The organism is Roseibium litorale (genome assembly GCF_014842915.1).
Lineage (GTDB): Bacteria > Pseudomonadota > Alphaproteobacteria > Rhizobiales > Stappiaceae > Roseibium > Roseibium litorale.
The window spans coordinates 363,104-389,308 of the sequence record NZ_JACYXI010000001.1 but is presented as its reverse complement, the minus strand read 5'-3'; the positions used below and the strand labels follow the sequence as shown (position 1 = coordinate 389,308).

The 26,205-nt window shown below is 59.3% G+C and carries 23 protein-coding genes and 1 tRNA gene; 7 read left to right on the top strand and 17 right to left on the bottom strand.

The genetic code is table 11. From position 1 onward, the window contains the following. Positions 1–113 precede the first annotated feature (113 nt). From IG616_RS02085 to ftrA, 4 genes are all read right to left on the bottom strand, one after another. Complete coding sequence (locus tag IG616_RS02085; protein ID WP_192145914.1) at positions 114–482, bottom strand: nucleoside triphosphate pyrophosphohydrolase family protein; 369 nt, start codon at positions 480–482, stop codon at positions 114–116. A gap of 34 nt (positions 483–516) precedes the next feature. Further along, positions 517–1,740 carry a vWA domain-containing protein gene (locus IG616_RS02080; protein WP_192145911.1) on the bottom strand — a complete coding sequence of 408 codons (1,224 nt, stop codon included), beginning with the start codon at positions 1,738–1,740 and terminating at the stop codon, positions 517–519. Positions 1,741–2,006: 266 nt separating this feature from the next. Beyond that, positions 2,007–2,948: an AAA family ATPase gene (locus IG616_RS02075; RefSeq protein WP_192145909.1), complete on the bottom strand. Its 942-nt coding sequence runs from the start codon at positions 2,946–2,948 to the stop codon at positions 2,007–2,009. 118 nt (positions 2,949–3,066) lie between these two features. Beyond that, the gene (gene ftrA, locus IG616_RS02070) at positions 3,067–4,083 is read right to left on the bottom strand and encodes a transcriptional regulator FtrA (protein ID WP_192145907.1); all 1,017 of its coding nucleotides are present in this window, start codon (positions 4,081–4,083) and stop codon (positions 3,067–3,069) included. Between the two features lie 198 nt (positions 4,084–4,281). Between ftrA and IG616_RS02065 the strand changes: the two genes are divergently transcribed. After that, positions 4,282–4,653 carry a c-type cytochrome gene (locus IG616_RS02065; protein ID WP_192145905.1) on the top strand — a complete coding sequence of 124 codons (372 nt, stop codon included), beginning with the start codon at positions 4,282–4,284 and terminating at the stop codon, positions 4,651–4,653. Between the two features lie 138 nt (positions 4,654–4,791). Next, a complete protein-coding gene (locus IG616_RS02060) occupies positions 4,792–5,064 on the top strand; it encodes an usg protein (RefSeq protein ID WP_192145903.1) in 273 nt (90 codons plus the stop codon). A 227-nt stretch (positions 5,065–5,291) separates the two neighbouring features. Here IG616_RS02060 and IG616_RS02055 read toward each other — a convergent pair whose 3' ends face one another. After that, complete coding sequence (locus IG616_RS02055) at positions 5,292–6,101, bottom strand: tRNA1(Val) (adenine(37)-N6)-methyltransferase (protein WP_192145901.1); 810 nt, start codon at positions 6,099–6,101, stop codon at positions 5,292–5,294. 10 nt (positions 6,102–6,111) lie between these two features. Next, positions 6,112–6,228 (bottom strand): putative signal transducing protein, encoded by a 117-nt coding sequence (locus IG616_RS23410; protein ID WP_425504135.1) that lies wholly within the window; start codon positions 6,226–6,228, stop codon positions 6,112–6,114. A 166-nt stretch (positions 6,229–6,394) separates the two neighbouring features. Here IG616_RS23410 and IG616_RS02050 point away from each other — a divergent pair, with 166 nt between their 5' ends. Beyond that, positions 6,395–7,411 carry a polyprenyl synthetase family protein gene (locus tag IG616_RS02050; protein ID WP_343072329.1) on the top strand — a complete coding sequence of 339 codons (1,017 nt, stop codon included), beginning with the start codon at positions 6,395–6,397 and terminating at the stop codon, positions 7,409–7,411. Between the two features lie 20 nt (positions 7,412–7,431). Here the strand turns inward: IG616_RS02050 and IG616_RS02045 are convergent, their stop codons facing one another. Further along, positions 7,432–8,316: a 4-(cytidine 5'-diphospho)-2-C-methyl-D-erythritol kinase gene (locus IG616_RS02045; protein WP_192145899.1), complete on the bottom strand. Its 885-nt coding sequence runs from the start codon at positions 8,314–8,316 to the stop codon at positions 7,432–7,434. Between the two features lie 18 nt (positions 8,317–8,334). Next, the gene (locus IG616_RS02040) at positions 8,335–10,137 is read right to left on the bottom strand and encodes a tetratricopeptide repeat protein (RefSeq protein ID WP_192145897.1); all 1,803 of its coding nucleotides are present in this window, start codon (positions 10,135–10,137) and stop codon (positions 8,335–8,337) included. Positions 10,138–10,588: 451 nt separating this feature from the next. Here IG616_RS02040 and ppdK point away from each other — a divergent pair, with 451 nt between their 5' ends. Together ppdK and IG616_RS02030 are read left to right on the top strand one after the other, a co-directional pair. After that, positions 10,589–13,255, top strand: a complete 2,667-nt coding sequence (gene ppdK, locus IG616_RS02035) for a pyruvate, phosphate dikinase (protein ID WP_192145895.1) — start codon at positions 10,589–10,591, stop codon at positions 13,253–13,255. 53 nt (positions 13,256–13,308) lie between these two features. Next, the gene (locus IG616_RS02030) at positions 13,309–14,259 is read left to right on the top strand and encodes an ArgK/MeaB family GTPase (protein ID WP_192145893.1); all 951 of its coding nucleotides are present in this window, start codon (positions 13,309–13,311) and stop codon (positions 14,257–14,259) included. Between the two features lie 10 nt (positions 14,260–14,269). On the opposite strand, the gene IG616_RS02025 is transcribed toward IG616_RS02030, so the two are convergent. The 5 genes from IG616_RS02025 to IG616_RS02005 form a co-directional block, all read right to left on the bottom strand. Then, positions 14,270–16,567 carry a bifunctional diguanylate cyclase/phosphodiesterase gene (locus IG616_RS02025; RefSeq protein WP_192145890.1) on the bottom strand — a complete coding sequence of 766 codons (2,298 nt, stop codon included), beginning with the start codon at positions 16,565–16,567 and terminating at the stop codon, positions 14,270–14,272. Positions 16,568–16,701: 134 nt separating this feature from the next. Then, positions 16,702–17,412 (bottom strand): RadC family protein, encoded by a 711-nt coding sequence (gene radC / locus IG616_RS02020; RefSeq protein ID WP_192145887.1) that lies wholly within the window; start codon positions 17,410–17,412, stop codon positions 16,702–16,704. A gap of 100 nt (positions 17,413–17,512) precedes the next feature. Next, positions 17,513–18,343 (bottom strand): type I methionyl aminopeptidase, encoded by an 831-nt coding sequence (gene map, locus IG616_RS02015; RefSeq protein WP_192145885.1) that lies wholly within the window; start codon positions 18,341–18,343, stop codon positions 17,513–17,515. A 450-nt stretch (positions 18,344–18,793) separates the two neighbouring features. Further along, positions 18,794–19,795, bottom strand: a complete 1,002-nt coding sequence (locus IG616_RS02010; RefSeq protein ID WP_192145883.1) for an HNH endonuclease — start codon at positions 19,793–19,795, stop codon at positions 18,794–18,796. A 35-nt stretch (positions 19,796–19,830) separates the two neighbouring features. Further along, positions 19,831–19,916 (bottom strand) — tRNA-Leu (locus IG616_RS02005). A 377-nt stretch (positions 19,917–20,293) separates the two neighbouring features. On the opposite strand from IG616_RS02005, the gene IG616_RS02000 reads away from it, so the two are divergent. Both IG616_RS02000 and sfsA read left to right on the top strand, forming a co-directional pair. Further along, the gene (locus IG616_RS02000; RefSeq protein WP_192145880.1) at positions 20,294–21,760 is read left to right on the top strand and encodes a TrkH family potassium uptake protein; all 1,467 of its coding nucleotides are present in this window, start codon (positions 20,294–20,296) and stop codon (positions 21,758–21,760) included. Positions 21,761–21,825: 65 nt separating this feature from the next. Next, on the top strand, positions 21,826–22,530 hold the full coding sequence (sfsA, locus tag IG616_RS01995) for a DNA/RNA nuclease SfsA (protein ID WP_192145878.1): 705 nt from the start codon (positions 21,826–21,828) through the stop codon (positions 22,528–22,530). Between the two features lie 90 nt (positions 22,531–22,620). Here the strand turns inward: sfsA and IG616_RS01990 are convergent, their stop codons facing one another. The 4 genes from IG616_RS01990 to IG616_RS01975 form a co-directional block, all read right to left on the bottom strand. After that, positions 22,621–23,304: a L,D-transpeptidase gene (locus IG616_RS01990; RefSeq protein ID WP_192145876.1), complete on the bottom strand. Its 684-nt coding sequence runs from the start codon at positions 23,302–23,304 to the stop codon at positions 22,621–22,623. A gap of 251 nt (positions 23,305–23,555) precedes the next feature. Continuing rightward, complete coding sequence (gene gpt, locus IG616_RS01985; RefSeq protein WP_192145874.1) at positions 23,556–24,065, bottom strand: xanthine phosphoribosyltransferase; 510 nt, start codon at positions 24,063–24,065, stop codon at positions 23,556–23,558. 46 nt (positions 24,066–24,111) lie between these two features. Then, positions 24,112–24,855: a competence/damage-inducible protein A gene (locus IG616_RS01980; RefSeq protein WP_192145872.1), complete on the bottom strand. Its 744-nt coding sequence runs from the start codon at positions 24,853–24,855 to the stop codon at positions 24,112–24,114. Positions 24,856–24,948: 93 nt separating this feature from the next. Next, a complete protein-coding gene (locus IG616_RS01975; RefSeq protein ID WP_209007226.1) occupies positions 24,949–26,169 on the bottom strand; it encodes an FAD-dependent monooxygenase in 1,221 nt (406 codons plus the stop codon). Between the last annotated feature and the right edge of the window lie 36 nt (positions 26,170–26,205).

Genomic DNA, 26,205 nt, shown 5'->3' with positions numbered 1-26,205 from the left:
CGGAGGTCCCCGCCAGCTCTCTGTGCCCCAACAGGAAACTGGCGGGGATATTTTTATCGTGCGCGAGTCAATCGTTCTAGATTGAGTTGCGAAAGAGTCTCTTGAGGCCGACTCTATCGCTGCCGTGACTGGCTTTCCGTTTCTGTTCCGGGAATCCTTTCCGTATCTTGGCCAAGATACTTGAACCACTTTCGGGCCAGTGCCGTTTCAAGATCAATGCCGCGATCCCTGCAAAACAGCAGGAGATGGGCAAAGAGATCCGCGGCTTCCTCTGCACGGGAATTGACAAGACCTTCCGCACTTTGCTCCGCGGTCCGGCCATTGCCTTCGCATTTCAAGTCGGCAGCCACCAGCTCTCCAAGCTCTTCTGTCAGTTTCGCCAGAAACCAGGATGGGGAGCGGCTGATGCCGAAACGGTCCGCATAAATGTCGGAGACCTCGCAGATTTGACGGGATAGATCAGAGAGGTTGTCTGAGGTCATCGGCGGGTCCGTTAAAAGGAGAGACGCCGGCCGGTCAGGCCAGCCAGGTTCTAGGATCCGTGGAAAGGGAGGAACTGCTTTGCGCGCCTGACAAAGCGGCAACGAGATCCGCCACCGCGTTCAGCGAATGGGCGGAGCGGAACTCGTCGACATGGGGCAGCATGGCGCGGATGCCCTTGGCCTTGGCTTGAAAGCCGTCATACCGCAGGAGCGGGTTCAGCCAGATCAGCCGGCGGCAGGACCGGTGCAGCCGGTCCATCTCCCGCTCCAGGTCCTCATCCGTATCCCGCTCCAGTCCATCCGTTATCAACAGCACGGTTGGGTTGCCGGACATAACCCGGCGGGACCAGACCCGGTTGAACTCCCGGAGAGCCGTGGCAATCCGGGTACCCCCGGACCAATCCTCAACGCCCGCGCTGCAAGCCTCCAGCGCTTCATCCGGATCTTTCATCCTCAGCTGGCGGGTGACATTGGTCAGCCGTGTGCCAAATAGGAAGGTATGAACGTCGCGCCGTTCCGCCGTTGCCGCATGGAGAAAATGCAGGAGCAGGCGGGTGTACTGGCTCATGGAGCCTGAGATATCGCATAGGGCAACGAGAGGTGGGCGCTTCTCGACAGGCTTTCTGAACTTGAGATCGATCATCGACCCACCAGTGCGCAGAGAGGCCCGAAGGGTCCGGCGCGGGTCCATCCGTCCCTTGTGGGCGGGGGCAAGACGCCGCTGGCGCACGAGATCCATGGTGAGGTGCATGGACTTCAAAGCCCGCTTTGCCTCATCCACTTCCAGCGCCGACATCTGGGCAAAGTCCTTTGCCTGCAGCAATTCCTTGCCCGAGACGGTGAAGGTCGCATCGACCTCGATTTGTGGCTTGGTTTCGTTGCCCATCCGCTCCTTGGCGGCCTGAAAGGCGTCGGAAACGCGTGTCTGACCGGCCTTGGGCTTCTCTGGCGCACCGCGGGGCGGGGCGACCGGAGACAGGATCGCCAGCATCTTTTCGATCAGGCCGCGGCTCTGCCAATAGATCCGGAACGCCTCGTCAAACAGAACCCGGTGCTCCCGCTTGTGGACGAAGACGGCGTGCAGGGTCCAGTAGAGATCTTCCCGGTTGCTGATCCCGGCAACTTCGACCGCGCGCACGGCATCGACCACGGAAGCGGGACCTGCCGGAACCCCGGCCTTGCGCAGGGTGCGGGCAAAATGGACGATGTTGTCGACGATCTTTCCGCTCGCGGGGAGTGCAGGCTCTGAAACACTCATGCAGCGCCTCCAACCGTTCCGCGCGGCGGTAGCAAGCGAGCCATCCTTCGAGACGGGGCTGCGCCCCTCCTCAGGATGAGGTTCTCGCGTTGAGAGCCTGGGGTGGCCCAAGCTTCTCTCCTTATCCTGAGGAGCTTGGCCTTTGCCAAACGTCTCGAAGAATGGGCTGCTTGCGCTGACATTTCCCATTCCGGAAGCGCGGCAAAAGCCAGCCGAGACGAAGAGAAAGCCGGAAGACAGGAGCTGCTGAAAGCCGTTGCCATGTTTCAGACCGCTGGCATCGAAGTCTTTGGGGTAGGATCGGACTTGCGGATTTCGTCGACCATCTGCCGCACCTTGGAGCCGCGGACCCGTTCGATGTCGTCCTGATACTTCAGAAGCACGCCGAGTGTGTCCGAGGCCATGTCCGGATCAAGGGCGATCTCATTGAGTTCGCTCAGCGCCGTTGCCCAGTCCAGGGTTTCGGCAACGCCGGGCTGCTTGAAGAGGTCTTCCTCAGCGCGCAGTTTCTGGACGAAAGCGACGATTTCTTCGCTTAGCCGTTCCGTTGCGCCTGGAACCTTGCGCCGGACAATTTCCAGCTCCCGGGCAGCGTCCGGATAGTCGACCCAATGATAAAGGCAGCGGCGCTTCAGGGCGTCGTGGATCTCGCGGGTGCGGTTGGTGGTGATGATGACGATCGGCGGCTCGGCTGCCTTGATGGTGCCAAGTTCGGGAATGGTCACCTGATTGTCCGACAGAACCTCCAGGAGGAAGGCTTCAAAGGCTTCGTCCGCCCGGTCCAGCTCGTCGATCAGCAGCACAGGCGCACCACCCGCATGCGGTTGAAGGGCCTGCAGCACAGGGCGCTTGATCAGGAAACGGTCGTCGAAGATCGAGCGGGACAGTTCCTCGTGGCCGGTGTCTCCGGCCACTTCCGCCACACGGATCTCGACCATCTGAGCCGGATAGTTCCATTCATATACGGCAGAAGCGATGTCTAGGCCTTCGTAGCACTGCAGGCGGATCAAATCACGGCCCAGGGTTTGAGAAAGGACCTTGGCGATCTCCGTTTTGCCGACCCCAGCTTCCCCTTCGAGAAACAGGGGGCGTTTCATCCGCAGGGCCAGATGCAGCACAGTCGCCAGCGACCGGTCTGCGACATAGCCGGCGCTTTCCAGCAAGGCCAATGTTTCGTCGATGGAAGCGGGGAGAAGCGTCTCTGTCATGGGGCTGAGCTCTTTCGGCGGGGCTGCATGTGGCTGTCTTTGGCAAACAATATAGGCAGCAAGCGGAAGATGACACAGGGACGGAAGGCGGATGTCCGGCTCGTGCCGGAATTTTGTCTCAAGACTGCTCCAGAATGGCGAAGCTTGAGCGATAGGCGGTTGGGGTGATGCCGACCATCTTGCGGAAATGATGCCGCAGGTTGGTTGCCGAACCGAAGCCGCACAGGCTTGCAATCTCGCCGATGCCTGTATGGGTGGATTCCAGAAGATCCTTGGCCCGGTGCAGACGCTCGCTCAGGAGCCAGCGGGCGGGCGTTGTGCCTGTTGCCGCCTCGAAGCGGCGGAGAAAGGTTCGCGTGCTCATGCCTGAAGCCAGCGCAAGATCGCGGATGCGATGCGCACCGCTCAAATCCTTGCGCATAAGGTCCAGGACGGGTCCCAGCCTTGCGCCCTCGTCGTATCTGGGAACGGGAGCATCGATGAACTGGGCCTGTCCTCCCTCTCTGTGCGCGGGCATCACCAGCCGCCGGGCAACAGAGTTGGCGGCATCGGGGCCACGGTCCTGCCGGATCAGGTGAAGGCAAAGGTCAATTCCTGCTGCGCTGCCTGCGGAGGTCAGGATCTGCCCCTCGTCCACATAGAGCACATCCGGAATGACTGTCAGCTGCGGATAGCGCTCCTGAAGACCATCCGTGTAGCGCCAGTGTGTGGTGACCCTCAATCCTTCCAGAAGACCGGTTGCTGCCAGAACGAAGACGCCGGAGCAGATGGTCAACAGCCGCGCGCCGCGCTTGTGGGCTTCCCGGAGCGCTGCGCACAGTCCTTCCGGAACGGGGGCATCGGCCCCGCGCCAGCCTGGAATGATGATGATATCTGCCTGCTCAAGCAGCTCCAGCCCGCCGTCAACCGCAAGCCGCAGGCCGGCGGTCGAGCGGATCTCCCCGGCATCCGCCGGGGCGATGGCAAAGCGGTACCAGTCCGCGCCCATTTCCGGGCGGGGCAGGCCAAACACTTCAACGGCAATGCCGAATTCGAACATGCAGAGGCCGTCATAGGCGAGCGCGACCACAAGCGGCCCGGAACTGCTTTGGGGGGCACTTGGAGAAGCGGGCGTGGTACGGGTGGCAGTTGGCATGATTTTTATGAGTAAGGGCTATGATGCCAGGCGTCAAACTTTTGGACGAACGTCCTCCTGGCGCCGATGAAGCTATTGGTCGATGATCGCGTGGCGAGGAGACCGGGGCTTTTTCGCGGATCAGGAGGAACACGTAGAGCCACGTATGGCTCCCGCCTGCCGGTTCCTGTATGACGGAGACCGGATAGGGAGAGGTTGATGACTAGACTTGGCAGCTACTGGGCGGTTTCCGGGGTGTTTCTTGCGAGTCTGGTTCTCCAGACGGGCGCTCAGGCTCAAGAGAGCAACTATCCGGATGATCCAGAAAGCCTCGCGATCGGCCGCAAGATTGCCGAAGACAACTGTTCGCCCTGCCACGCCGTTGGTGCGGAAGGTGAAAGCCCCGATCCGCAAGCTCCGGCCTTCCGCGACCTGTCTCAGCGCTATCCGGTTTCCAGTCTGGAGGAAAGCCTGGCTGAGGGCATCGTCACAGGGCACAACGATATGCCGGAGTTTGTTCTTCAGCCCGATGATATCGAGCGCTTCCTGGGATATCTGTCGTCAATTCAGGTCCAGAAAGACAAGAACTGAGGCGGGGACTTCTGTTTAGCAGCACTCACATTGATATGCTGCTAAGTATCTGATATAAATACTTAAATTGAAATAACTCTGTAGTTTGCTAAGCTTTGATTCGTGATGGTTCTTCCCATTGGCGAAAGCGAGGCAGATATGAAAGCTGGTTCGGACTTTGAAAAACGCTTCCTTGGGTACGGTCTGCTGACTGCAGAGATTTTCTACCGGCTCCCCGATCATCCAGCCCTCTTGCAGACATTTCTCTGGCAAACCGAAGACAAGGCACCGGGCTTTCCGGAGCTGAAGCGGTTTCTCGGGTTCTGGGAACGTGAAATCGAAGGCCCGATCCACAGGGTCCGTATTGCCCACCAGGCCCTTATCACCCCGGTCGACTACCGTTTTGCCAATGGCGAGATCGTGATGCACTGAAGGGGAAGGGACGAAAAAGGGCCTGAGGGGGCTGACAAACCTCTCAATTCGTCTTCCCGGACGCAGCGAAGCGGAGATCCGGGACCGGTGAGCCGGGGTGCTTTGGTATTCAACGCTCTGAAACCCATAGTCTTTTGGCTCACCGGTCCCGGGTCGCGCTGCGCTTGCCCGGGATGACTATCGAAGGGTTTTACCTTTGTCATCGATCTCAGGGACTAAAACGTCCCTTATCTGCGTGCCCTCAGGCCGAGGCCTGCTCCGTCCCGCATGACGGCACGGGCTTCCGGGGTGAAGTCCGATCCGGTGCTTTCGTGCAGGACAAAGCCAGGCATCAGCTGTAAGGGCGCATTGCTGGCACGTATGGCCCTGAGCACAACACGCGTTGCGGGCGCATCGGGACGCGGCCGCAGGGGAATGATGTCGATTGCCCCGAACCGCCCCTGCAAGACATCGAGAACTTCTCTCAATCCATCCGCACGGAAGATGACCGTTAGGCTGCCGCCCTCCCGCACAAGATCGGTTGCCGTCTTTGCCCAGGGATCGAGGCCGCGTTCGTCCAGCATGTGAGCGCCCGCACGGGCTTCCGCCGGCGAGGCCCGGAACCGGGAGGCGTCGTAATAGGGCGGGTTCATGATCACATGGTCGGCCATGCCGGGGATCAGGCCAGCCTCCCGGCGGAGGGTTCCTTTGGCGGTGACATCCGCTTCCAGGACGGTGACCCGGTCCGCGAAGGCACTGTTTGCTGGGTCGGTCAGTGCGGTGCGGGCAAGATCCAGCACCAGCGGGTCCACGTCGACCAGCGTCACGGTGACATGGGCAAGGCGGGCCGCCGCGCAAAGGCCAGCCGTGCCAACGCCTGATCCGAGATCCACCACATGGCCACGGGTGTCTTCGGGAAGCGCCGCGGCGAGATAGACTGCATCCATGCCGGCTCTGTGACGACCCTTTGCAGGTTGATGGACATAGACCTTCCCACCAAGAAAGGCATCATGAGTCGTTTCAGGTCCGTAAGGGTCCCGCCCGGTTGCGCTGGTCATGCCTGGGGTCTCAGAAAGCCGGCTGCGGGCGAGGGGGACGCAGCTCATGAGCAAGGCCAGCTTCTTCCAGAAGAGATTCCAGGAAGGAAATCAGGACGGGGTCGTTAGTTCTGACCAGTTCTTCCATCAGCCCTCTCGCCGAACTTGCATCTGTCAGACCCGTTTTCGGGGTCAACACTGTGTCAAATTGGCTTGTTAGTGCCCATTCAACGGTTTGTCCACGGATTGCGGCCTTGCCCAAGCTTAGCTTGCGCCATATTGTCCGCTCAACAAAAAATGCAGGAGTCTCCTTGGTGGCCTTGGTCGCATCCGTTTCGGACAACAAGCAAATTCAGCCATCCATCCAGTCACTGGTCGAACTGGTGACCGGGGGCATGGAAGAGGTCAATCAGATCATTCTCTCCAAGGCCGGGTCGAATGTGGAGCTGATCCCCGAGATCGCGAAGCATCTGATCTCCTCAGGCGGCAAGCGGCTGCGGCCGATGCTGACGCTCGCCTGTGCGGAAATGTTCGGCTATCAGGGAACGGGACACGTGGTTCTGGCCGCCAGCGTCGAGTTCATGCATACGGCAACGCTGCTGCATGACGATGTGGTCGATGAAAGCGACATGCGCCGCGGCAAGCTGGCCGCCCGCAAGCTCTGGGGCAACCAGGCCAGCGTTCTGGTCGGTGACTATCTTCTTGGTCAGGCCTTCAAGATGATGGTCGATGTCGGCTCCCTTGAAGCCCTTCGCATCCTGTCGGAAGCCTCTGCGATCATCGCCGAAGGTGAGGTTCTGCAGCTGGGCGCTGCCAAGAACATCCTGACCTCGGAAGAGGATTATCTGCGCGTTATCGATGCCAAGACCGCTGCGCTCTTTGCGTCTGCGGCCGAAGTCGGTCCGGTGATCGCGGATCAGGGCGCGGAGGTGAAGGCTGCGGCCCGCGCCTATGGCCGCGAGTTGGGGCTAGCTTTCCAGCTGGTGGACGATGCGCTCGACTACGGCGGGTCCAGCGCTGACCTTGGCAAACAGATCGGTGACGACTTCCGCGAAGGCAAGATCACCTTGCCGATCGTCCTTGCCGTGGCGCGCGGTTCGGACGCAGACCGCGTCTTCTGGAAGCGCTGCCTGGAAGAAGGCGCTATCGAGGACGGCGATCTGGACGCAGCCATCGAGCGGCTGCGCAAGGTGGACGCCATTGCCGACACCGTGCAGCGCGCCCGAGATTATGGCGCGAATGCCCTGAAGGCTCTGGAGAAGCTTCCCTCCGGTCCGCACAATGACGCGCTTGCAGAAGCAGTTGCCTTCTGTATTTCCCGCGTCAGCTGATCAGAGCCCCGTTTCAGGGCCTAACGAATCTTACCGGAAGAAGCCACCCACCACTCAGGGTGGCTTTTCTCTATTCCGGCGGCGATAGAGGCCGCGTCCTGAGGAGCGCAGAGCGCAAAACAGGTCGCCCCAGAGCCGGACATACGGGCGAGAAGACTGCCCTTTGCCTCACCGAGTGCAGCAAGTACTTCAGTAATCTCCGGGCAGAGTGCTTCAGCTGCCTCCTGCATGTCATTGCGGCAGGATTTCAGCCATTCGGCAAGCTCTCCGCAGCTGCCGAAGCTGGAAGGCAGTGCTGGCAGGGGAGGATTGTCGCGCTGGGTCAGAGCCCGGAAGATGGCCGGTGTTGAGACTTCCTTGAGGGGATTGACGAGAACAATGCCGGCCGGGGGCAGCGGAGGAGCCGGATGCAGCTTCTCCCCGATGCCCGACATGCGGACCGCCTTCTGTTCAAGACAAACCGGGACGTCTGCACCCAGCGAAAGCGCCAGCGCCAACCACTCAGCTTGCGGAAGGTCTACCCCGGTCATCCTTGCAGCGAGACGCAGCGCGGCGGCGGCGTCAGCTGATCCTCCCCCAATGCCGGAGGCTACAGGCAGGTTCTTTTCGAGAAGAAGTCCTGCCCGCAAGGGTGGCTGACAGCATGCGCCTGCCAGAGCTTCAATGGCGCGGAGCACCAGGTTGTCTGGTCTTGCCTGGGAAAGCTGAGGACCGAAAAATCCGCCAAGGGTCAGAGAAAGAGGCGGGGCCCCCGGAAGGAGGCGCAGACGGTCACCAATCTCTGGAAACACCACGAGCGAGTCCAGAAGGTGGTAGCCATCCTCGCGGCGGCCGGTGATGTGAAGGGCAAGGTTGACTTTGGCGCGGGCAAACTCGCTCGCATCCCCGTCTGTGTCCTGCTGCATTGCCATGCGTGTCCGCAGTTAACCGCCGTTTTTATTCGGCTCTGCCTTGGCTTCGCCGGTCGCCGGGGTTTCCGGCATGCCGTTCTGGATCTTGTCGAGGATCTTCGGCAGCTCTTCCGGCTCAGGCCCCAGGTCGCGGGCATGGTTCCATTGGAACCGCGCTTCAAGGCGGCGCCCGACCTTCCAGTAGGCATCGCCAAGATGGTCGTTGATCACCGGATCCGCCGGGCGAAGCTCGATCGCCCTTTCCAGTTCGGTCACGGCTTCATCGAAGCGGTCAAGCCGGTAATAAACCCAGCCAAGGCTGTCGACGATATAGCCATCGGTGGGGCGCAGATCGACGGCCTTCTTGATCATGCCGAGGGCTTCGTCCAGCTTCAGGCCGCGGTCGACGAGAGAATAGCCGAGATAATTCAGCACCAGAGGCTGATCAGGATAGAGTTCCAGAGCGCGGCGCAGATCTGCTTCAGCCCCGTCCCATTCCTTCAGCCGTTCCCGGCAGATGCCCCGGAAATAGAACAGCAGCCATTGGTCCTGGGTGAAGTCGGTTACGCGGTTGATGCCTTCGGAATAGATCTTCTCGGCTTCCTCAAACCGCTTGTGCGTGCGCAGGACGTTGCCGAGCGAAATGACGGCTTCCTGCTCGTTCGGGTCCGCGTCGATCAGCTTTTGCAGATGCTTCTGAGCTTCGTCCACCATTTCCATGGTGTTGTAGTTCAGACCGATCTGAATTTCCGCTTCCCGCTTCAGGGGAGAGTCGTCAGGCACCTTCTTGAGCGCCTCGATTGCCCGGTCAGGCTGCTTCATGCGTTCGAACATGCTGCCGAGAGCGACTGCAGCAAACTCTGCCTTTGGATCGAGATGAAGCGAGAGCTGCAGCATGGCGGTGGAAAGCTCTTCCGCGCCGTCCCGGCCAATAGCGGACCCCAGGCCATAGAGGATTTCGGCGAACCCTGCCGCTGGGCTGGTTACCAGAGGCGGCAGTTTTTCGCCTTTCTCGATCTTCTCGCGGGTCGCCGTCAGAAATGGGTGACCATTGAGCAGCTTGTCATATTCATCGATGACCTTCAGAGCTTCGGCCTTCTTGCCAGACTGCATCAGAAGGCGGGCATAGGCATCGACCACACGGACCGCGCCACGGTCTTCCTCATAGGCTTTTTCGATTTCCGCAAGCGCGCCCGGGATGTCACCCGAAGCGTAGAGAATGAGGCTGGCATGGGTCGACTTGAACACCTTGAACCAATCGGGGCCCTGGAGATCATTCAGGGTCTTCAGGGCTTCGTCTGTTCGTCCTGCCCCCTGCAAGGCCCAGGCGCGGGCAATGCCGGTGAGAATTTCCGCAACTGGGCCCGCCTGAGACCGCGGCATGATCGTCAGTGCACGCTCATATTTGCCGGCGCGGATGTCGTCACCGCCGCGGGTGAGTTTTGAAAGGAAGTTTCCTGCACCGGCCCGGTCCATCTCCTCGGCGAGGGAAACGGCTTCGCTTACATCACCATTTGCAAGGCGCAGCACGAAGGCGCGCTCAAGCAGCTGGTTGTTATCGGGATCGACCGAGAGGGTCTCCTGGAAGAAGGCTGCCGCTGAGGCGAAATCGAGTTCTCCGCCCGCGAGAAGCCCGGCCAGATAGCTGCCGGAAAGGGTGATGGGCAGATCATCCGGGGTGCCATGGGTTACCTTGTCGTCTGCCTTGGTCTCGGCTAAGGCCGGTTGCAGCAGCGAAAGGGCTGTCACCGCGCTCAGTGCGGCCCGGCGCAAAGTTCTGCCCGTAAGGGCGCTGCCGGATACGGACTTCAGGAAAGCGCTGGTTAACTCGTTCATGTCACCTCACATGCGTCGGTCGTCATTATTCGACCTTATCCTTTTTCTGCGCCGACAATGGCCTCTTTAAGGCTTAGCGGCAAGGAATTCGGGGGAAACATCTCAAGTTCGGACCGGTCGATCCGGCCTGGCAACGGGAATGGCTTGGCCTCAGGGACAAGAGACAGCCGGGCCGAAGGAAAAAAGGAGGCGGAAAGCCGCGGCGCGGCAAAGGCTGCTTCGTTTTCAGTCAGTTGAAAGCTGCCCTGATTCTCCAAGGCTCTGGTGCTGCGGGCCAAATTCATGGTCTGGCGAACGGGCGGTTCTTCCGGATGCGGAAGATCATCTCCGCGTTTGAACCGGTTTAGACCAAAAAACTACTTGTATCGGTGTGGGCCGCATAGCAGGAATGTGCGGTGCAATAATGCCGAGGGAGACGGCAGGTAGTGAACATGCCGGGATGGAGATGACCATGACCAAATGGGTTTACACGTTCGGGAATGGGAGCGCGGATGGTGCTGCTAACCTGAAGAACCTGTTGGGAGGTAAGGGTGCGAATCTGGCCGAGATGAGCAATCTTGGACTTCCCGTGCCGCCAGGCTTCACGATCACCACCGAAGTTTGCACCTGGTATTATGAGCATGGCCAGTCTTATCCGGAGGACCTGGCGGCCCAGGTGAAGGCTGCGCTTGCTGATATCGGCAGTGCCACAGGCCGGATTTTCGGAGATGAGACTCATCCTCTCCTGCTTTCAGTCCGCTCCGGAGCCAGGGTGTCCATGCCCGGGATGATGGATACGGTGCTGAACCTCGGGCTGAACGACAAAACGGTGAGGGCGATCGGTGAAAGCGCTGGCGACATGCGTTTTGCCTATGACAGCTACCGCCGGTTCATTCAGATGTACTCGGATGTGGTGCTTGGTGTTGACCACAGCGAGTTCGAGGAACTGATTGAGGATCACAAGGACCAGAACGAGCTGGCTCTCGACACGGAAATTACGGCTGAGAGCTGGGTTGGTTTGATCGAGAAGTTCAAGGAACTGGTCGAGCGGGAGCTGGGCAAACCCTTTCCGCAGGATCCTCAAGAACAGCTCTGGGGCGCCATCGGGGCCGTGTTTGGCTCCTGGATGACCGCCCGGGCTCAGACCTACCGCCGTCTTCACGACATTCCCGCCACCTGGGGCACTGCCGTCAACGTGCAGTCCATGGTGTTCGGCAATATGGGTGAGACCTCGGCCACCGGCGTTGCCTTCACCCGCAATCCCTCGACCGGCGAGAAGACGCTTTACGGCGAGTTCCTGGTGAACGCGCAAGGCGAAGACGTGGTGGCTGGTATCCGCACCCCGCAGGACATTACCGAGAAGGCCCGGCTGGAAGCCGGTTCCACCCGTCCGTCGCTGGAAAACCTGATGCCCGAGTGCTTTGCGGAATTCCAGACCATCTGCGACAAGCTTGAATCCCATTACCGGGATATGCAGGATCTTGAGTTCACCATCGAGCAGGGCAAGCTCTGGATGCTGCAGACCCGCGCCGGCAAGCGGACGGCCAAGGCTGCGCTCAAGATCGCCGTGGACATGGCGGCAGAAGGCCTGCTCACGCAAGAAGAAGCGGTTATGCGGGTTGAGCCCGCGGCCCTTGACCAGCTTCTGCACCCGACCATCGATCCGAAGGCCCAAAGGGATGTGATCGCGAGCGGTCTGCCGGCTTCTCCGGGAGCTGCCTGCGGCGCCATTGTCTTCAACTCGGACGATGCTGAAGAAGCGAAGGCTGCCGGACGGAAGGTCATTCTGGTCCGTATCGAGACCAGCCCCGAGGACATTCACGGCATGCACGCTGCCGAGGGGATCCTGACAAGCCGGGGAGGGATGACCTCCCATGCTGCTGTCGTGGCCCGCGGCATGGGCAAGCCCTGTGTCTCCGGTGCGGGCATGGTCCGGATCGACTATCGCAACGCGACGCTGACGGCAGGTGGCAGAACATTCCAGAAAGGTGACATCATCACCATTGACGGGGCCAGCGGCCAGGTTCTCGCTGGTGAGGTGGCCATGCTTCAGCCAGCGCTGTCCGGCGATTTCGGAACCTTAATGGGGTGGGCCGACAAGGTCCGCCGCATGAAGGTCCGCACCAACGCCGAGACACCGGCGGACGCAAAGGCTGCCCGTGACTTTGGCGCAGAAGGTATTGGCCTTTGCCGGACGGAGCATATGTTCTTCGACGGTGAGCGTATTGTGTCCGTGCGGGAAATGATCCTGGCCGACACGGAGGCAGGCCGCCGCGCAGCTCTGGCGAAGCTTCTGCCCATGCAGAGACAGGACTTCACGGATCTTTTCGAGATCATGAGGGGCCTTCCCGTGACGATCCGTCTGCTGGATCCGCCCCTGCATGAGTTCCTGCCGCATTCCGATGAGGAAGTCGCAGAAGTTGCTGCTGCGATGGGCGTATCAGCGGAGAAGCTTCGCGAACGGTCCATGACGCTCAGCGAGTTCAACCCGATGCTCGGCCACCGCGGCTGCCGTTTGCTGGTCTCTTACCCGGAGATTGCGGAAATGCAGGCACGGGCGATCTTCGAGGCTGCTGTTGAAGCAGGCAAGCGGACTGGTGCACCTGTGGTTCCGGAAATCATGGTGCCGCTGGTTGGCCTGAAGGGCGAGCTGGATCTGGTCCGCGAGGTGATTGAGCGCACCGCCCAAGCCGTCAAGGCGGAAAGGGGGGCGGATCTGACCTATCAGATCGGCACCATGGTGGAATTGCCGCGGGCAGCGCTCCAGGCAGCCGAAATTGCAAAGTCTGCGGAGTTCTTTTCCTTCGGCACGAATGACCTGACACAGACGACCTTTGGCATCTCCCGCGATGACGCTTCCTCCTTCCTCGGCACCTATCAGGCCAAGGGACTGATCGAGCAGGACCCGTTCGTTTCGCTTGATCAGGATGGTGTCGGTGAACTGGTCAAGATCGGTGCGGAGCGGGGCCGGTCGACACGCCCTGATATCAAGCTCGGCATTTGCGGGGAACATGGCGGGGATCCTGCTTCGATCCACTTCTGCGAGACAGTGGGGCTCGACTACGTGTCCTGCTCGCCCTTCCGTGTGCCGATCGCCCGTCTCGCGGCAGCTCAGGCCGCCTTAAAGGCACGGGCCTGAGCTATGAATGGCGCTGAGGAGACAGGCGCCGGATACCCGTCGGGAACGGAGCTATGGTAGGCCCCGCTCCTGACCTTGAAGCGATCCGGCGGGGCGGTAAACTCGTCCTGTCGCGCATGCTTACCCGTCTTGAGGTTGCGGCTGCAGATCCGGAGATTGCCGCTTTCCTGGACAAGGCCTGTGCGGAAGACAAGGGACACGTGCTCGGTCTCACAGGCCCTCCGGGGGTCGGCAAGTCCACCCTGACGGATGCCCTGATCAGGCAGGCACGATCATCCGGAAAGACCGTTTCTGTTCTGGCCATTGATCCGTCCTCCAGGCTGACCCATGGGGCGCTTCTGGGGGACCGCACAAGGCTGACAACCGACCCGGACGACCAGGGCATTTTTGTTCGGTCCATGGCGGCCCGCGACCGGCTCGGCGGTTTGTCGGACCAGGCGATTGCTGCAATCGCTCTGCTCAGAGCCGTTACCGATCTGGTGATTGTGGAATCCGTGGGGATCGGCCAGTCAGAGGGAGATCTGGTACAGGCCTGTGACACGCTGGTTCTGTGTATTCAGCCGGGGTCAGGGGACAGTCTTCAGTTCATGAAGGCAGGCATCATGGAGCTGCCCGATATTGCCGCTGTAACCAAGGCGGACACCGGGGCGATGGCCCGCCGGGCGGCTTCCGATGCAGCCGGCGCCCTGTCGCTCGGGCAAGGTAACACCAGCGGATGGAAGGTTCCGGTCTGCGAGATCTCGGCCAGAACCGGCCAGGGAATTGAAGCGCTCATGACCGAGGTTGCCCGGCATCAGGCCTATTTGAGGCACTCCGGTAAACTGGCCGCAAAGCGTGCGGCTCAACAGGCCGGGTGGCTTGATGACATGATCCGTATCCGCTTCGGGACGGCTGGCCTGGCCTTGGTCCGTAGCGGAGCCGCAGGCTTGTTAGCTGCTCAGGCTCCGTTTTCCAGCTATCTTTCGCTGGCCCGCCGGCTTGACGTGGCCCTCCAGCGCTTCTGATCCGGCAACCTCAAGCCTTGGCGACTTTCAGCACCGGGCGAGAGGAGCGTTGACTGGTGGCGGGATCAGGCATGCCTGCCGAGTAGCTCACATCCGCGAGGAATTCCTCCAGCTTGCAGGCATCAAGCGGACGGGCGATGTAGAAGCCTTGCATGCGGTGACAGCCCAGGCTTGTCAGGAAGGCAATCTGTTCGGCCGTTTCGACACCTTCTGCCACCACGGTCATGCCCAAAGCCTGGCCAAGATTGATGATGGTGGCAAGAATCGCCTTGGCGCCTTCGTCGTCATCCATTGCAGAGAGGAAGTTGCGGTCGACCTTTAGTGTGTCGAACGGGAACTTGCGCAGGAAGGAGAGGCTGGAATAACCCGAGCCGAAATCGTCGAGCGCGACCTTTACGCCCAGATCCTTCAACCGTTTCAAAGCGTTCAGGATCGGCTTGTCCTGCCCTGCAAAGACCGATTCTGTCACCTCGATCTCAAGGCGGCTCGGCGGCAGTTTGTGATGATCGAGCGTTTCCAGAATCGTTTCGACGAAGCGGGGGTGCTTGAACTGGGTTGGAGACACATTGACGGACACGACAAGGTCCGGCCAGCGATAAGCATTGTAGCAGGCCTGATTGAGCACCCACAGACCCAGATCGTTGATCAGGCCGGTCTCTTCTGCCAGCGGGATAAACGTGACCGGAGAGATTGGGCCAAGTTCCGGATGGTTCCAGCGGGCAAGGGCTTCCACCGCGACAATCGTTTTACCGCTTGAGTCCGTTTGCGGCTGATAGGCAAGGCTCAGTTCATCCCTGTCAATTGCCTTTCGCAGTTCGCGGGACAGTTTGTCCTTTGCCAGGACCTGTTCCTGCATGGAACTGTCGAAGAAGGACCACCGGCCCCGTCCATTTGCCTTTGCATCATAAAGGGCGATATCCGCCTTGCGCAGAAGCTCTCCTGGATCGACTCCATCGCGGGGAGCAATCGATGCGCCCATAGACAGGCTGACAAAGTGTTCGGTTGATTCAAGACGGACCGGGCGGACGAGCTGGTCCTGAATACGCGTCAGGATATGCTCAATCCATTCCTGGTTCGGGCAGTCCTGCAGAAGCATTGCGAACTCATCGCCACTGATGCGGGCTATGGCTCCGCTTGACGGCACAACGGATTGCAGGCGTCTTGCAACAGACCGGATTGCTTCATCGCCTGCCGCGTGACCGAGGGTATCGTTGATGTCCTTGAAGCGGTCCATGTCGATATAGACTACGGCGAGATTGCTGCTCTCTGTTGGACTGGACTTCAGCGCGTTGCTGAGAAGCTGGCTGAATTGCTCCCGGTTCGGCAGGCCTGAAAGCGCATCATGCCTTGAACTGTAGACGGCTTGCGAGCGGCTCTCCGCAAGTTTGCGCGTTGACTGGCGGGTGAAGTCGATGACGCCGACAGTGAGCGCGAGAATGGCGAGGGCTAGCAGCAGAAGGACTGGAGTTACACGGCCCAGCATTTCTGTGCCCGGGCGGTTCGCCTCCCATTTGAGATAGCTGAGGAACTCACTGTTGGGCGCCTTCAGCGCAATGGTTGCCATTGCCAGAGTGTTGTCATCGGTTTGGCTCAGCTGCAGTCCAGAAAGGTCTGACATCGCGGCAAGATGGGACAGTTCCTTCGGGTCCAGCCGGTCAAAAGAGATCAGAACTGCCGGAGGGGTCCGCACGGCTGTTATGCTGTGCAGTTCCTGGGTGATGGCTGAGGCAGTGAAAAAGTAGACCCCGTTACCGATCCGCAAAAGGCCCGTTTCTGCAGGAGTCTCCCCTTGCTCGCGGCCGGTTTTACTGGGAGCGTATTGATAGAGGCCAGAAGGGGTTCTCACGAAAGAGGAAATATACCGGGCACGGGTCTTGGAAATTGCAGACCGAAGCTGGCTCAAAACGCTTGGCGTGACCCAGTTACTGCTCAATTCGGCGGAATAGGCGAGGCTCTGCTCTCTATCCCGATTGAGAATAAGAGACCGCTCAAAGCCATAGCTCTTGTTGAGCCACTCGCCGATATTCTGCCGCAGCCACTCCGTGTCCACCACAGATGATGCCGTCTTGAAGAACGCAAGATCCCAGACCGCTGAACTTGCTTGCTGACGGGCCATTTGGTCGAGCTTTAATTGAATGGCTCCGGTCAACAGTTTGCGCTGGCTGTTGGCGGCACTTTCATCGGATACCCGGGAGGACCAGATCATGAGGGCGAAGACGCAGGCAACGGCAAACACAACGACACCGATCATAGGAACGATGATGACGTTTGCGATCTTACCGCCAGAGTTTTCGGCGTTGAATTTCATCAAGATGACCCCGCTCTTTGAACGGAGTATTCTCGAAAGCCGTTAATGAATGCCGGATTTTCAAGGTTAATTGGCTGTAATGATATAAGTTTCCGCTGTTTTGGCGATACGGTATTCAGACAGTTCCGCCTGTGTCACAGAAGCTGAAGACCCCGGAAACTCGTTTGACCCTGTTTTCCGACTATAATGTGATCGTGGATCTCGACACCAAGTGGTTTTGCAATTTCAACTATTTGCCGGGTCATCTGGATATCCGCCCGCGACGGGGTGGGGTCTCCGCTCGGATGATTATGAACCAGGATCAAGGCTGTTGCGGACAATTCGAGCGCCCGGCGGATGACTTCTCTCGGGTAGACAGGCGTGTGATCGACTGTGCCGGTCTGCTGAACCTCGTCGGCGATGAGACCGTTCTGTTTGTCCAGAAAGAGGATGCGGAACTGTTCGACCTCGGAAAAGGCCATGGCCGTGTGGACGTAGTCGATGACCTTGGACCAGGAGGACAGGGTTTCCCGGTCCGGCACCTCTGTGCGGGTGAAGCGCACAGCGCTTGCGTGCGTGACTTTCAGAAGCTCAACCACTCTCGGGCCAACACCGTCGATTTCTTTTAAGCGGGCAGGGGGCGCGGCCAGGACGCCCGCAAATGTCCCGAAGCGCTTTATCAGCGCTTTGGCGATCGGCTTTGTATCCCGGCGGTTCAGGGCATTAAACAGCAAAAGTTCCAGGAGTTCATAATCGGCGAAACCGCCGGGGCCATGCTTGGAAAAGCGGTCCCGCAGCCTTTCCCGGTGCCCCTTGGTGTCCGGATCTGCGGGTTTCTCGCTGAAACCGCCCCGCGTGTCTTCCATAGGCTTTCAGCCTCCCGGCGCTGCACGTCAAAACCTACATGCAGGGCATTCTATCCGCTTTGGTTGAATTTTCCAGAGCCTCAACCATAGCGGAAGAGGGTCAGCCGATGGTCAGTCCAGGCGTGTGCAGTCCGGCAGGGGAAAGCGTGAAGATTTCGCACCCGTCTTCGGTAATGCCAATCGAATGCTCGTACTGGGCAGACAGCGAGCGGTCACGGGTGACCGCGGTCCAGCCGTCCGAGAGCACCTTCACATGCGGACGGCCGGTGTTCACCATCGGCTCGATGGTGAAGATCATGCCCGGGCGCAGTTCGATGCCTTCGCCAGGACGGCCATAGTGCAGAATGTTCGGTGTGTCGTGGAACAGCTTGCCGACGCCGTGGCCGCAAAAATCGCGCACGACTGAAAACCGGTTGCCTTCGACAAAGGTCTGGATCGCGGCGCCGATGTCACCCGTTGTGTTGCCGGGTTTGGCCGCTTCGATGCCGATCATCAGGGATTCGTAGGTTACTTCCATCAGACGTTCCGCTTTCCGCGGAATCTCTCCGACCGGGTACATGCGGCTTGAGTCACCGTGCCAGCCATCGAGAATATAGGTGACGTCGATGTTGACGATGTCGCCTTCGCGCAGGGGCTTGTCGTTGGGAATGCCATGGCAGACGACATGATTGATCGAGGTGCAGCAGGACTTGGTGTAGCCACGGTAGTTCAGGGTCGCCGGGATGCCGCCCCGCTCAAGGCCGTACGCATAGACAAAGTCATCGATTTCCTGGGTCGTGACGCCGGGTTTGACGATGGCGGCGAGCTCGTCCAGGCAGCCGGCGGTCAGCTGGCAAGCCTTGTGCATGCCGGCAAAATCCTCCTTGGAATACAGGCGGATCTGACCGGTGTTCTTCAGCGGTGCGTCTGCGGCGTCAATGTAAGTGACCATGGGCTGCTTCGATGCTCTTTGTCTGTGTGTCCTGGCCAGACCTGGCAAATTGCCGGGAAATAGCAGCTGGCACCCGCTCGTGTCTGCAGTGGTCTGCGACTGCGTGCTGCCAGCGCCTGAAGGGGCCAAGCGTTCCTAATAGGGGTTTCAAATATCCTCTTGAGGCCGCGATTGCTAGGCCTTGGATAAAAGCCGTGCGCAATCGCATGCAAAGCGCTTGCAGAACCGCAATCCAGAGGCTACCCAAAAGCGCAAGCGGGCGTGGCGAAATTGGTAGACGCGCCCGAGTAGCATTTGCGCTGCAGGAAGAATTTTTATTCCCATTTAAATCAGCTACTTAAGCAAAACAATGCAGAAATCGCTTTGCGAAGATGTGCACCGAAGAAACGCGCACATGCTCAACTTTCATGCTAAGCTATTGAAAAGACAATGGGCGATTAAAGATCCTTTTTAAGTCCCTTGCGTCAGTTGCACAACATAGTTCGGTTTGTGACAAACAGCTTCTTTCGCACGACCTGTGAGGTACGGCAGAGGCCATATCTGCGGCTGCCAATGTGCTTGGCTCGTCGGCGTGGGTTGGGTTGGAACTGCTTTTGGTAGGAGAGAGCCGTCAGGCGCTCTTGCAAAGGTCGCCAAGCTTTCCGAGCCCCATTTGTTGCGAATGTTTTGTACCGCATCCACCCCATGAACATAGCCAACTACGACATGATAAGTCGGCGTGTGTTCATTCGCTAATAGACGAACCTCGGCGACTAACAACAATTGGTCTCGGGTGCCAAAGGCCATATGACTAAGCCGATAGCCATTGTCTTTTTCCGGAGGATGTATTTCTGGATCACCGCCAACGATAAATGACGGATTCTCTTTTTGGCCTAGAATGTAGGGGAGGCAAATAGGCTCGAACTCACTGGGTGCGAGGCTTGTCAGCACCTGACCATACCCAATTTTTGCAATCATTTTCAGAAAACTATCGGGCGTTGATATGAAGCGGGCTGGGGCATCATATCCGTACTTCTCTTTAAATTTCGAGGAGCGCGTATTATCGCTGATCGCAATAAGTTTCCATTGGTTCATGATGTTAAAAGTCTCTGGAAGACCTGATAGCAAACCAGATGGCGTTGGCTTGTAAAAAACGAATATAGCAGGAAGCTCTTCGTATGGGATTTTTTTGCTTGGGGCGTTGGGGTAGAATGTTCTGAGATCTAAATTTTTTTTATGCCTATAGCTTTTCTTTTTGCTTGGGGCTCTATAGGCAGTTCGAGCGTCGCCCCACATTTTTCTTGCGACGTCTGTTTCAAATTTATTTGTAACTTCATTGCACTTTAGGCAGCTTGCATCGTCCAAAATTGTTTGGCCACCAATAAATTCGGGCACAATATGCTCTTTGGTGAGGGTAACCCCGGACGTGCCGCAGTAGATGCAGGTCCCATGTCCTGGAAAATGCTTAGTCATCAACCTCTCCTTGTGAATAGGATAGAAGATGAATTTGGTGCGGGCGGCGGGAATCGAACCCGCACGGCCTAGGGCCTCCGGATTTTAAGTCCGGTATGTCTACCAGTTTCATCACGCCCGCATAATTATGATATCTGCATAATTCGCTATGTTGGGATTGCAAGTCCCTTTGCCTGATTACCCAACGTTTTAGCGCAAATGCAGTGACAAGGCCGGTTTAATGAGCCGGTGATCAAATCGCAGTCGGGTCGTTTGTGTTTAAGATGCCGCTTTACGTGTGGGCTTGAAACTCCTTCGATTGCGGTTCCAGAGAACCTGTGCTGTGGACTGCACCAGATTTGTTTCACTCACCACGTAACGGCATTTCTCTGGTATTTCTTGAGATGCCTGTCCAATAGGGCCCCATTGGCAAAGACGGCCAAACCGGGTAGGACGTTCGGGAGTGGCCCGGGGACGGTGCGGGAGAAAACCGCCTAGCCTTGGGACCTGATACCCATCATGGTGCGGGAACCCAACAGTTTGCTGTCATTGCGCCCTGTCCTCAACGTCCTGGGTTTCCTTTATGTCGGTCTGGCCACGGCCATGCTGATTCCCGCTATTGTCGATGTCGCAGCCAAGAATGCCGACTGGCAGGCTTTCGTCTTTTCAGCTCTGCTCACAGGGCTTGTCGGGATGCTTCTGTCGACGGCGGTCGGTGGATCGTTGAACATAGGCCTCGATACCCGGCAGACCTTCGTGCTGACGACGCTGGCTTGGGCGACACTGCCGGCCTTTGGTGCATTGCCCTTCCTGTGGCTTGGTATCGGTTATGCGGACGCGGTGTTCGAGGCCGTGTCCGGCTTCACCACCACCGGATCAACTGTGCTGTCCGGGCTCGACGGCCTGCCGCCCGGTTTGCTGGTCTGGCGCTCCATCATGCAGTGGATGGGCGGTGTCGGCATCATCGTCATGGCGATCGTTCTGCTGCCCTTCCTGCGCATCGGCGGCATGCAGCTGTTCCAGGCTGAAAACTCTGACCGGTCGGAGAAGATTGTCAGCAGATCGGTCGAGCTGATCCGCCTGCTCGGCTTGACCTATGTCCTTCTCACGGTGACCTGTATCGTTGCCTATCTGGCCACCGGCCTCAACATGTTCGACGCCTTCAATCATGGGTTGACCACCATTTCGACCGGTGGCTTTTCCACGCATGATCAGTCATTCGGATATTTCACCAGCGCGGCTTCCGGATGGGTTGCCGTCCTGTTCATGATCATTGGGGCGCTGCCGTTCGTGCTGATCGTTCAGGCTCTGCGCGGGCAGCCCCTCGTCCTCTGGCGCGATCCGCAGGTGAGGGCGCTTCTCGGGTTTCTCGGTGTCGTATCGCTTGTGCTCACGGTCTATCTCGGGGTCGAGATGGACATGCCGTTCCACGTTGCGCTGTTGAATGCGACCTTCAACGTCGTGTCCATCGTCACGGGCACCGGCTATGCGCTGGGCGACTACACCCAGTGGGGCGCGCCGGTGATTGGCATTGCGCTGCTTTTGAAGTTCGTCGGGGGCTGTACCGGGTCGACCACCGGGGGCATCAAGATGTTCCGGTTTCTGGTCTTCTTCGGCACCGTGCGGGCGCATCTGCGCCGGATGGTGCGGCCGAACCGGGTGATGTCCGAGCAATATGGCGGGACACGCCTGACAACCGAGCTTTCCTTCTCCGTTCTGGCCTTTCTGGTGGTCTATCTCGGCTCCGTAGGGGTAGTGACGCTTGCGCTTTCCTTCTTCGGTCTTGATCTGATCACGGCCATGTCCGCGGCAGCGACCTCCATCGGCAACGTCGGTCCGGGGCTCGGGACCATGATCGGGCCGGCCGGTAATTTTTCCGGCCTGCCGGACGGTGCGAAATGGCTGTTGTCCTTCGCCATGCTGATCGGGCGTCTTGAATTGTTCACCGTGCTTGTGCTGCTGGACCCGGATTTCTGGTCACGGTAAGCACCTCAAAGCGGAGGGAGCAAAAAGGCCTTGTTTCCTTTTTGTTCTCGCGCTAATCACAGCCTATGAAGTTCTCAGCTCCCCTCGTCAGCGGCCGCCTCGTCAAGCGGTACAAGCGCTTTCTCGCAGATGTGATCCTCGATGAGGATGGCAGCGAAGTCACGGCTCATTGCGCCAACCCAGGCTCGATGCTCGGTCTAAAGCAGCCGGGCTCGCGGGTCTGGTTGTCCCAGTCAGATAATCCGGCCCGGAAGCTCAAATACTCCTGGGAAGTCATGGAGGCGGACGGCGCGCTGGTCGGCATCAACACGGCTCATCCGAACAAGCTGGTGGAAGAGGCGCTGGAGGCGGGCCGCATTGCCGGACTCAGCGGCTATGCGAAGCTCAGGCGGGAAGTGAAATACGGCAAGAACTCACGGATCGACATTCTTCTCGAGGCGTCAGATGGCGGACTGACCTATGTTGAGGTCAAGAATGTCCATCTGATGCGTGAGCCGGGTCTTGCCGAGTTTCCAGACTCTGTGACGGCGCGCGGTGCCAAGCACCTGGCCGAGATGGCTGATATGGTGGCCGAGGGGCACCGGGCAGCAATGGTCTTCCTTGTGCAGCGTCCGGATTGTGCCCGCCTGTCGCTCGCTGGCGATATTGATCCTGCCTATGCCAAGGCCTATGCAGCCGCCCGGGAAGCGGGTGTCGAGGCTTACGCCATCGGCTGCAGCGTCACGCTGGAAGGCATTGAGGCGGTTCTGCCTGTCCGCCTGGAGGTCTGAGAAAGACTGCCATGGGCAAGTGCTTGAAAAACAAAGAAGGCGGCGTGGATGGCACGCCGCCTTCTTTGTTTGCAGAAATGGGAACCCGGCTCAGGCCTGACGAACGACCACACGCGTTCCATTGGGGACGCGGTTGTAAAGGTCGATCACATCCTGATTGAGCAGGCGGACGCAGCCGGACGAAACGGCCTTGCCGATGGACCAGAATTCATTCGTGCCGTGCAGGCGGTATAGCGTGTCGCGGTTACCTTCAAAGATGTAGAGCGCGCGCGCGCCAAGCGGGTTTTCAAGGCTCGGGCCCATGCCCTTGTTGCGGTAAGGCTCAAGTTCCGGCTGACGGTCAATCATTTCGGACGGCGGGGTCCAGACCGGCCATTCCTTCTTGTAGGCGATACGGGCCGTGCCGCCCCAAGTGAAGCCGTCACGGCCGATGCCGACGCCATAGCGCATGGCCTTGCCGCCTTCCATCGTCAGGTAAAGAAAGCGGTTGGGCGTGTCGACGATGATCGTGCCGGTCGGCTCGTCAGAAATATAATCGACGACTTGCCTGTAATAGACCGGGTTGATCTTGCTCAGGTCGACGGCCGGCAGAGGGAACTGCTCTTCCGGCATGGCGCGGTACATGTAGAGATACTCCGGATCGATGCGCCGCCCGACCGAAGCCGGAGCCTCCACAGGAAGTGGCCGGCCGGTGCCCATGCAGCCGGCAAGCAGGGAAGCAGACGCCGAGACAAGGAAAGCGCGGCGGGTGACGGGCGGAACGGATACGGACATCAATGGGGCCTTGGTGCTTTTTGCTGGGTCGGATCGGGAGGAAAGATCCAGGTCTTTAACGTAACAGGGAGAAAGAAGTTCCTTCGTGTTTCTCTGCGTATCATTCAAAATGAGCCCAGATCGTGGCAGAGGCTGCGCCACCGTGTCTTCTCACACCCATGTGATGCCGAAAAGCAACAAGCCCGCCAGGGAGCTGGCGGGCTTGAATGAAGCCAGAAGGCGATTTGCCTTTGCTCGCCGTGCTTTGAGCCTCAGCCGCGGCTATCCTTTGCCAGCGGCGGCTGGAACTGCAGGCCCATATCCCAAGGGAAATAGATCCAGGTGTCCTGGGACACTTCGGTGATGAAGGTGTCGACCAGCGGGCAGCCCATCGGCTTGGCGTAGACCGTAGCGAAATGAGCCTTCGGCAGCATTTCCCGGACAACACGGGCGGTCTTGCCGGTGTCGACCAGATCGTCGATCACGAGCACGCCGCTGCCCTGGCCTTCTTCCAGATCAACCACCTTCGGGTCCACCGGCTTGATGACCTGAAGCTCACCCTGGTTTTCATAGTCGTGATACGAGGCGATGCAAACCGTCTCAATGGTTCGGATGCCAAGTTCACGGGCAATAATGGCCGCCGGAACCAGCCCGCCACGGGTGATGGCGACGATGGCCTTCCATTCTCCCTGTCCGGACAGGCGCCATGCAAGGGCGCGGGCGTCGCGGTGCAGCATGTCCCAGGAGACTGGGAAGGCTTTGTCTTGTGCTGGATTTTCCATTGTTTCAATCCTGTATCAAAGTCGCCAAACGGCGGAAATGGGAAGGTCAGGCCAGCGCTTGGCGCACGGCCTCTTCTACTTTCTTGGTGGCCCGTTCCAGGCTGTCTTCATTCCGGCAGCGGATCACCACCTGCGTGGTGAAACGTCCGTCCGTGGTGCGCGGATAGGATCCGATCAGGGTTTCGGGAAATTCTTGCTGAATTTCGGCCAGGCGTTCTGCCAGCCGGCTTTCCGGTAAGGCCGCATCCACCGTGTTCGACAGCATTTTTGCGCCGGTTTTCAGGGTTGGCGCGATGGAGTCCATCATGGCCTGCATGATGGAAGGGACACCTGCCATCACATGCACATTGCCGATCCGGAAGCCGGGGGCCTTGGATACGGGGTTTTCAATCAGATCCGCGCCCTCGGGAATACGGGCCATCCGCAGCCGGGCAGCGGTGAGCTGTCCGGGAGGGTAGTGGGCTTCCAGAATAGCGCGGGCACGGGGATCCACGTCGATGGACACACCAAAGGCCGCCGCCATGCTGTCTGCGGTGATGTCGTCATGGGTAGGGCCAATGCCCCCGGAGGTGAAGACATAGGTATAGCGGGCGCGCAGCTCGTTCACTGCCTCCACGATCTTCTCGCGGATGTCCGGCACGATGCGGACTTCGCAAAGGTCGATACCAATGGCGGTCAGATAATCGGCCAGAAAGCCGATGTTCTTGTCTTTGGTGCGTCCGGACAGGATCTCGTCGCCGATGACCAGGAAACCTGCGGTAACCTCGTTTTGTGCGTTGTCTTCCGCCATGCCTGATCTCCCGGGAGCTGATTGGAGGATGGCTTTAGCGTAAGCTGCGTCCGCACTCAAGAATTGCAGCGCTTTTTTGCAAAAGACAGAGGCCTAAGCTGGTGCTTTCCAGCCGTAGATCCAGTCCATACGCGCACTAAGCCGGGCGGGCGGGGCAAGCCGCATGACGGTGTCGCGGGCAAAGGCCATCGGCCCGGAGAGATGATAGATCTTGCCGTTGCTGACGGCCGTCTTCTGGACCTTGACGACCCGTTCCTTGCGTCTGGCCTCATAGGTCTTGAGGGCTGCAACGGGGCTGTCTGTGTCGGGCTTCAGGCAATCGGCAAGCACGGCCGCATCCTCAATCGCCATGCCCGCGCCTTGAGCTGCAAAGGGCAGCATGCCATGGGCAGCATCCCCGAGGAGGGCAAGGCGGCCATGGGTCCAGGGTCTGGAACCGTCCACACCGCACAGGGCCCATTTCAGCCAGGTGTCGGGCACGGACAGGAGGGCCTTGACCTCCGGAGCCCAGTGGCTGAAGTGCTGGAGAAAGCTTGCCCGGTCCACGGTTCCCGACCAGGTTTTCTCCGTCCAGCTCTCCTCGATCAGAGCAACGATGTTGAAGTTCCGGCTGCCATGGACCGGATAATGGACCAGATGGGCATCATGCCCCAGCCAAAGGCCGGTGTCGGTCATGAGATCGTCTGGAACTCTTGAGGAGGACACGGTTGCCCGGTAGGCGGTGCGTCCGGTGAACTTGGCTTCACTGTGTCCGGGGATCATGCCGCGGAGTGCAGACCAGACACCATCTGCGCCGATCACTGCAAAGGCATCGATGCTGGTGCTGCCGGAGGCCGTTTCAAACCGGACACGGACGGGAGCATCCGGCTCATCTTCGAGACCGGCAACCTTGTGGCCGAACCGGAACTCGATTTCCGGATTCTTGCTGGCCGTGTCGAACAGAGCTTTTTGCAGATCCGCCCGGTGGACAACCAGATAGGGGGCACCGAAGCGTTTGCGCAGGCTGTTGCCGAGCGGCAGGCGGGTGATGTCCTCGCCGGAGCGGGCAGAGCGGATGCGGACAGTCTCCGGCTCGAAGCCTGCGCCGTGAATGGCATCCAGCGCGCCGATCTGTTCCAGAACATGGCAGGCATTGGGAGAAAGCTGCAACCCGGCGCCAACTTCGGCAAGTTCAGGGCTGCGCTCTGCAACGATTACCTTGTGGCCAGCTCTTGCTAATGCCAGAGCTGCCGTCAGCCCGCCGATACCGGCGCCGGCAACCAGAACCGGCCCGGTAATCCGGGCAGGATCTTTCGACATCTCGGACGGACCCATGGGTCAGTCATCCACTTCTGTAATGAATTAGGAAGG

Coding starts and splice junctions, on each gene's coding strand:
- gpt (WP_192145874.1), bottom strand. CDS start 24,065: ATGGAAAATCCAGCACAAGACAAAGCCTTCCCAGTCTCCTGGGACATG.
- IG616_RS02075 (WP_192145909.1), bottom strand. CDS start 2,948: ATGACAGAGACGCTTCTCCCCGCTTCCATCGACGAAACATTGGCCTTG.
- IG616_RS02045 (WP_192145899.1), bottom strand. CDS start 8,316: ATGCAGCAGGACACAGACGGGGATGCGAGCGAGTTTGCCCGCGCCAAA.
- IG616_RS02000 (WP_192145880.1), top strand. CDS start 20,294: ATGGTGCGGGAACCCAACAGTTTGCTGTCATTGCGCCCTGTCCTCAAC.
- radC (WP_192145887.1), bottom strand. CDS start 17,412: ATGGAAGACACGCGGGGCGGTTTCAGCGAGAAACCCGCAGATCCGGAC.
- IG616_RS02060 (WP_192145903.1), top strand. CDS start 4,792: ATGAAAGCTGGTTCGGACTTTGAAAAACGCTTCCTTGGGTACGGTCTG.
- IG616_RS02085 (WP_192145914.1), bottom strand. CDS start 482: ATGACCTCAGACAACCTCTCTGATCTATCCCGTCAAATCTGCGAGGTC.
- IG616_RS02040 (WP_192145897.1), bottom strand. CDS start 10,137: ATGAACGAGTTAACCAGCGCTTTCCTGAAGTCCGTATCCGGCAGCGCC.
- IG616_RS23410 (WP_425504135.1), bottom strand. CDS start 6,228: ATGGAAGAACTGGTCAGAACTAACGACCCCGTCCTGATTTCCTTCCTG.
- IG616_RS01975 (WP_209007226.1), bottom strand. CDS start 26,169: ATGGGTCCGTCCGAGATGTCGAAAGATCCTGCCCGGATTACCGGGCCG.
- IG616_RS02065 (WP_192145905.1), top strand. CDS start 4,282: ATGACTAGACTTGGCAGCTACTGGGCGGTTTCCGGGGTGTTTCTTGCG.
- IG616_RS02055 (WP_192145901.1), bottom strand. CDS start 6,101: ATGACCAGCGCAACCGGGCGGGACCCTTACGGACCTGAAACGACTCAT.
- IG616_RS01990 (WP_192145876.1), bottom strand. CDS start 23,304: ATGTCCGTATCCGTTCCGCCCGTCACCCGCCGCGCTTTCCTTGTCTCG.
- ppdK (WP_192145895.1), top strand. CDS start 10,589: ATGACCAAATGGGTTTACACGTTCGGGAATGGGAGCGCGGATGGTGCT.
- map (WP_192145885.1), bottom strand. CDS start 18,343: ATGGTCACTTACATTGACGCCGCAGACGCACCGCTGAAGAACACCGGT.
- ftrA (WP_192145907.1), bottom strand. CDS start 4,083: ATGCCAACTGCCACCCGTACCACGCCCGCTTCTCCAAGTGCCCCCCAA.
- IG616_RS01980 (WP_192145872.1), bottom strand. CDS start 24,855: ATGGCGGAAGACAACGCACAAAACGAGGTTACCGCAGGTTTCCTGGTC.
- IG616_RS02025 (WP_192145890.1), bottom strand. CDS start 16,567: ATGAAATTCAACGCCGAAAACTCTGGCGGTAAGATCGCAAACGTCATC.
- sfsA (WP_192145878.1), top strand. CDS start 21,826: ATGAAGTTCTCAGCTCCCCTCGTCAGCGGCCGCCTCGTCAAGCGGTAC.
- IG616_RS02010 (WP_192145883.1), bottom strand. CDS start 19,795: ATGACTAAGCATTTTCCAGGACATGGGACCTGCATCTACTGCGGCACG.
- IG616_RS02030 (WP_192145893.1), top strand. CDS start 13,309: ATGGTAGGCCCCGCTCCTGACCTTGAAGCGATCCGGCGGGGCGGTAAA.
- IG616_RS02080 (WP_192145911.1), bottom strand. CDS start 1,740: ATGAGTGTTTCAGAGCCTGCACTCCCCGCGAGCGGAAAGATCGTCGAC.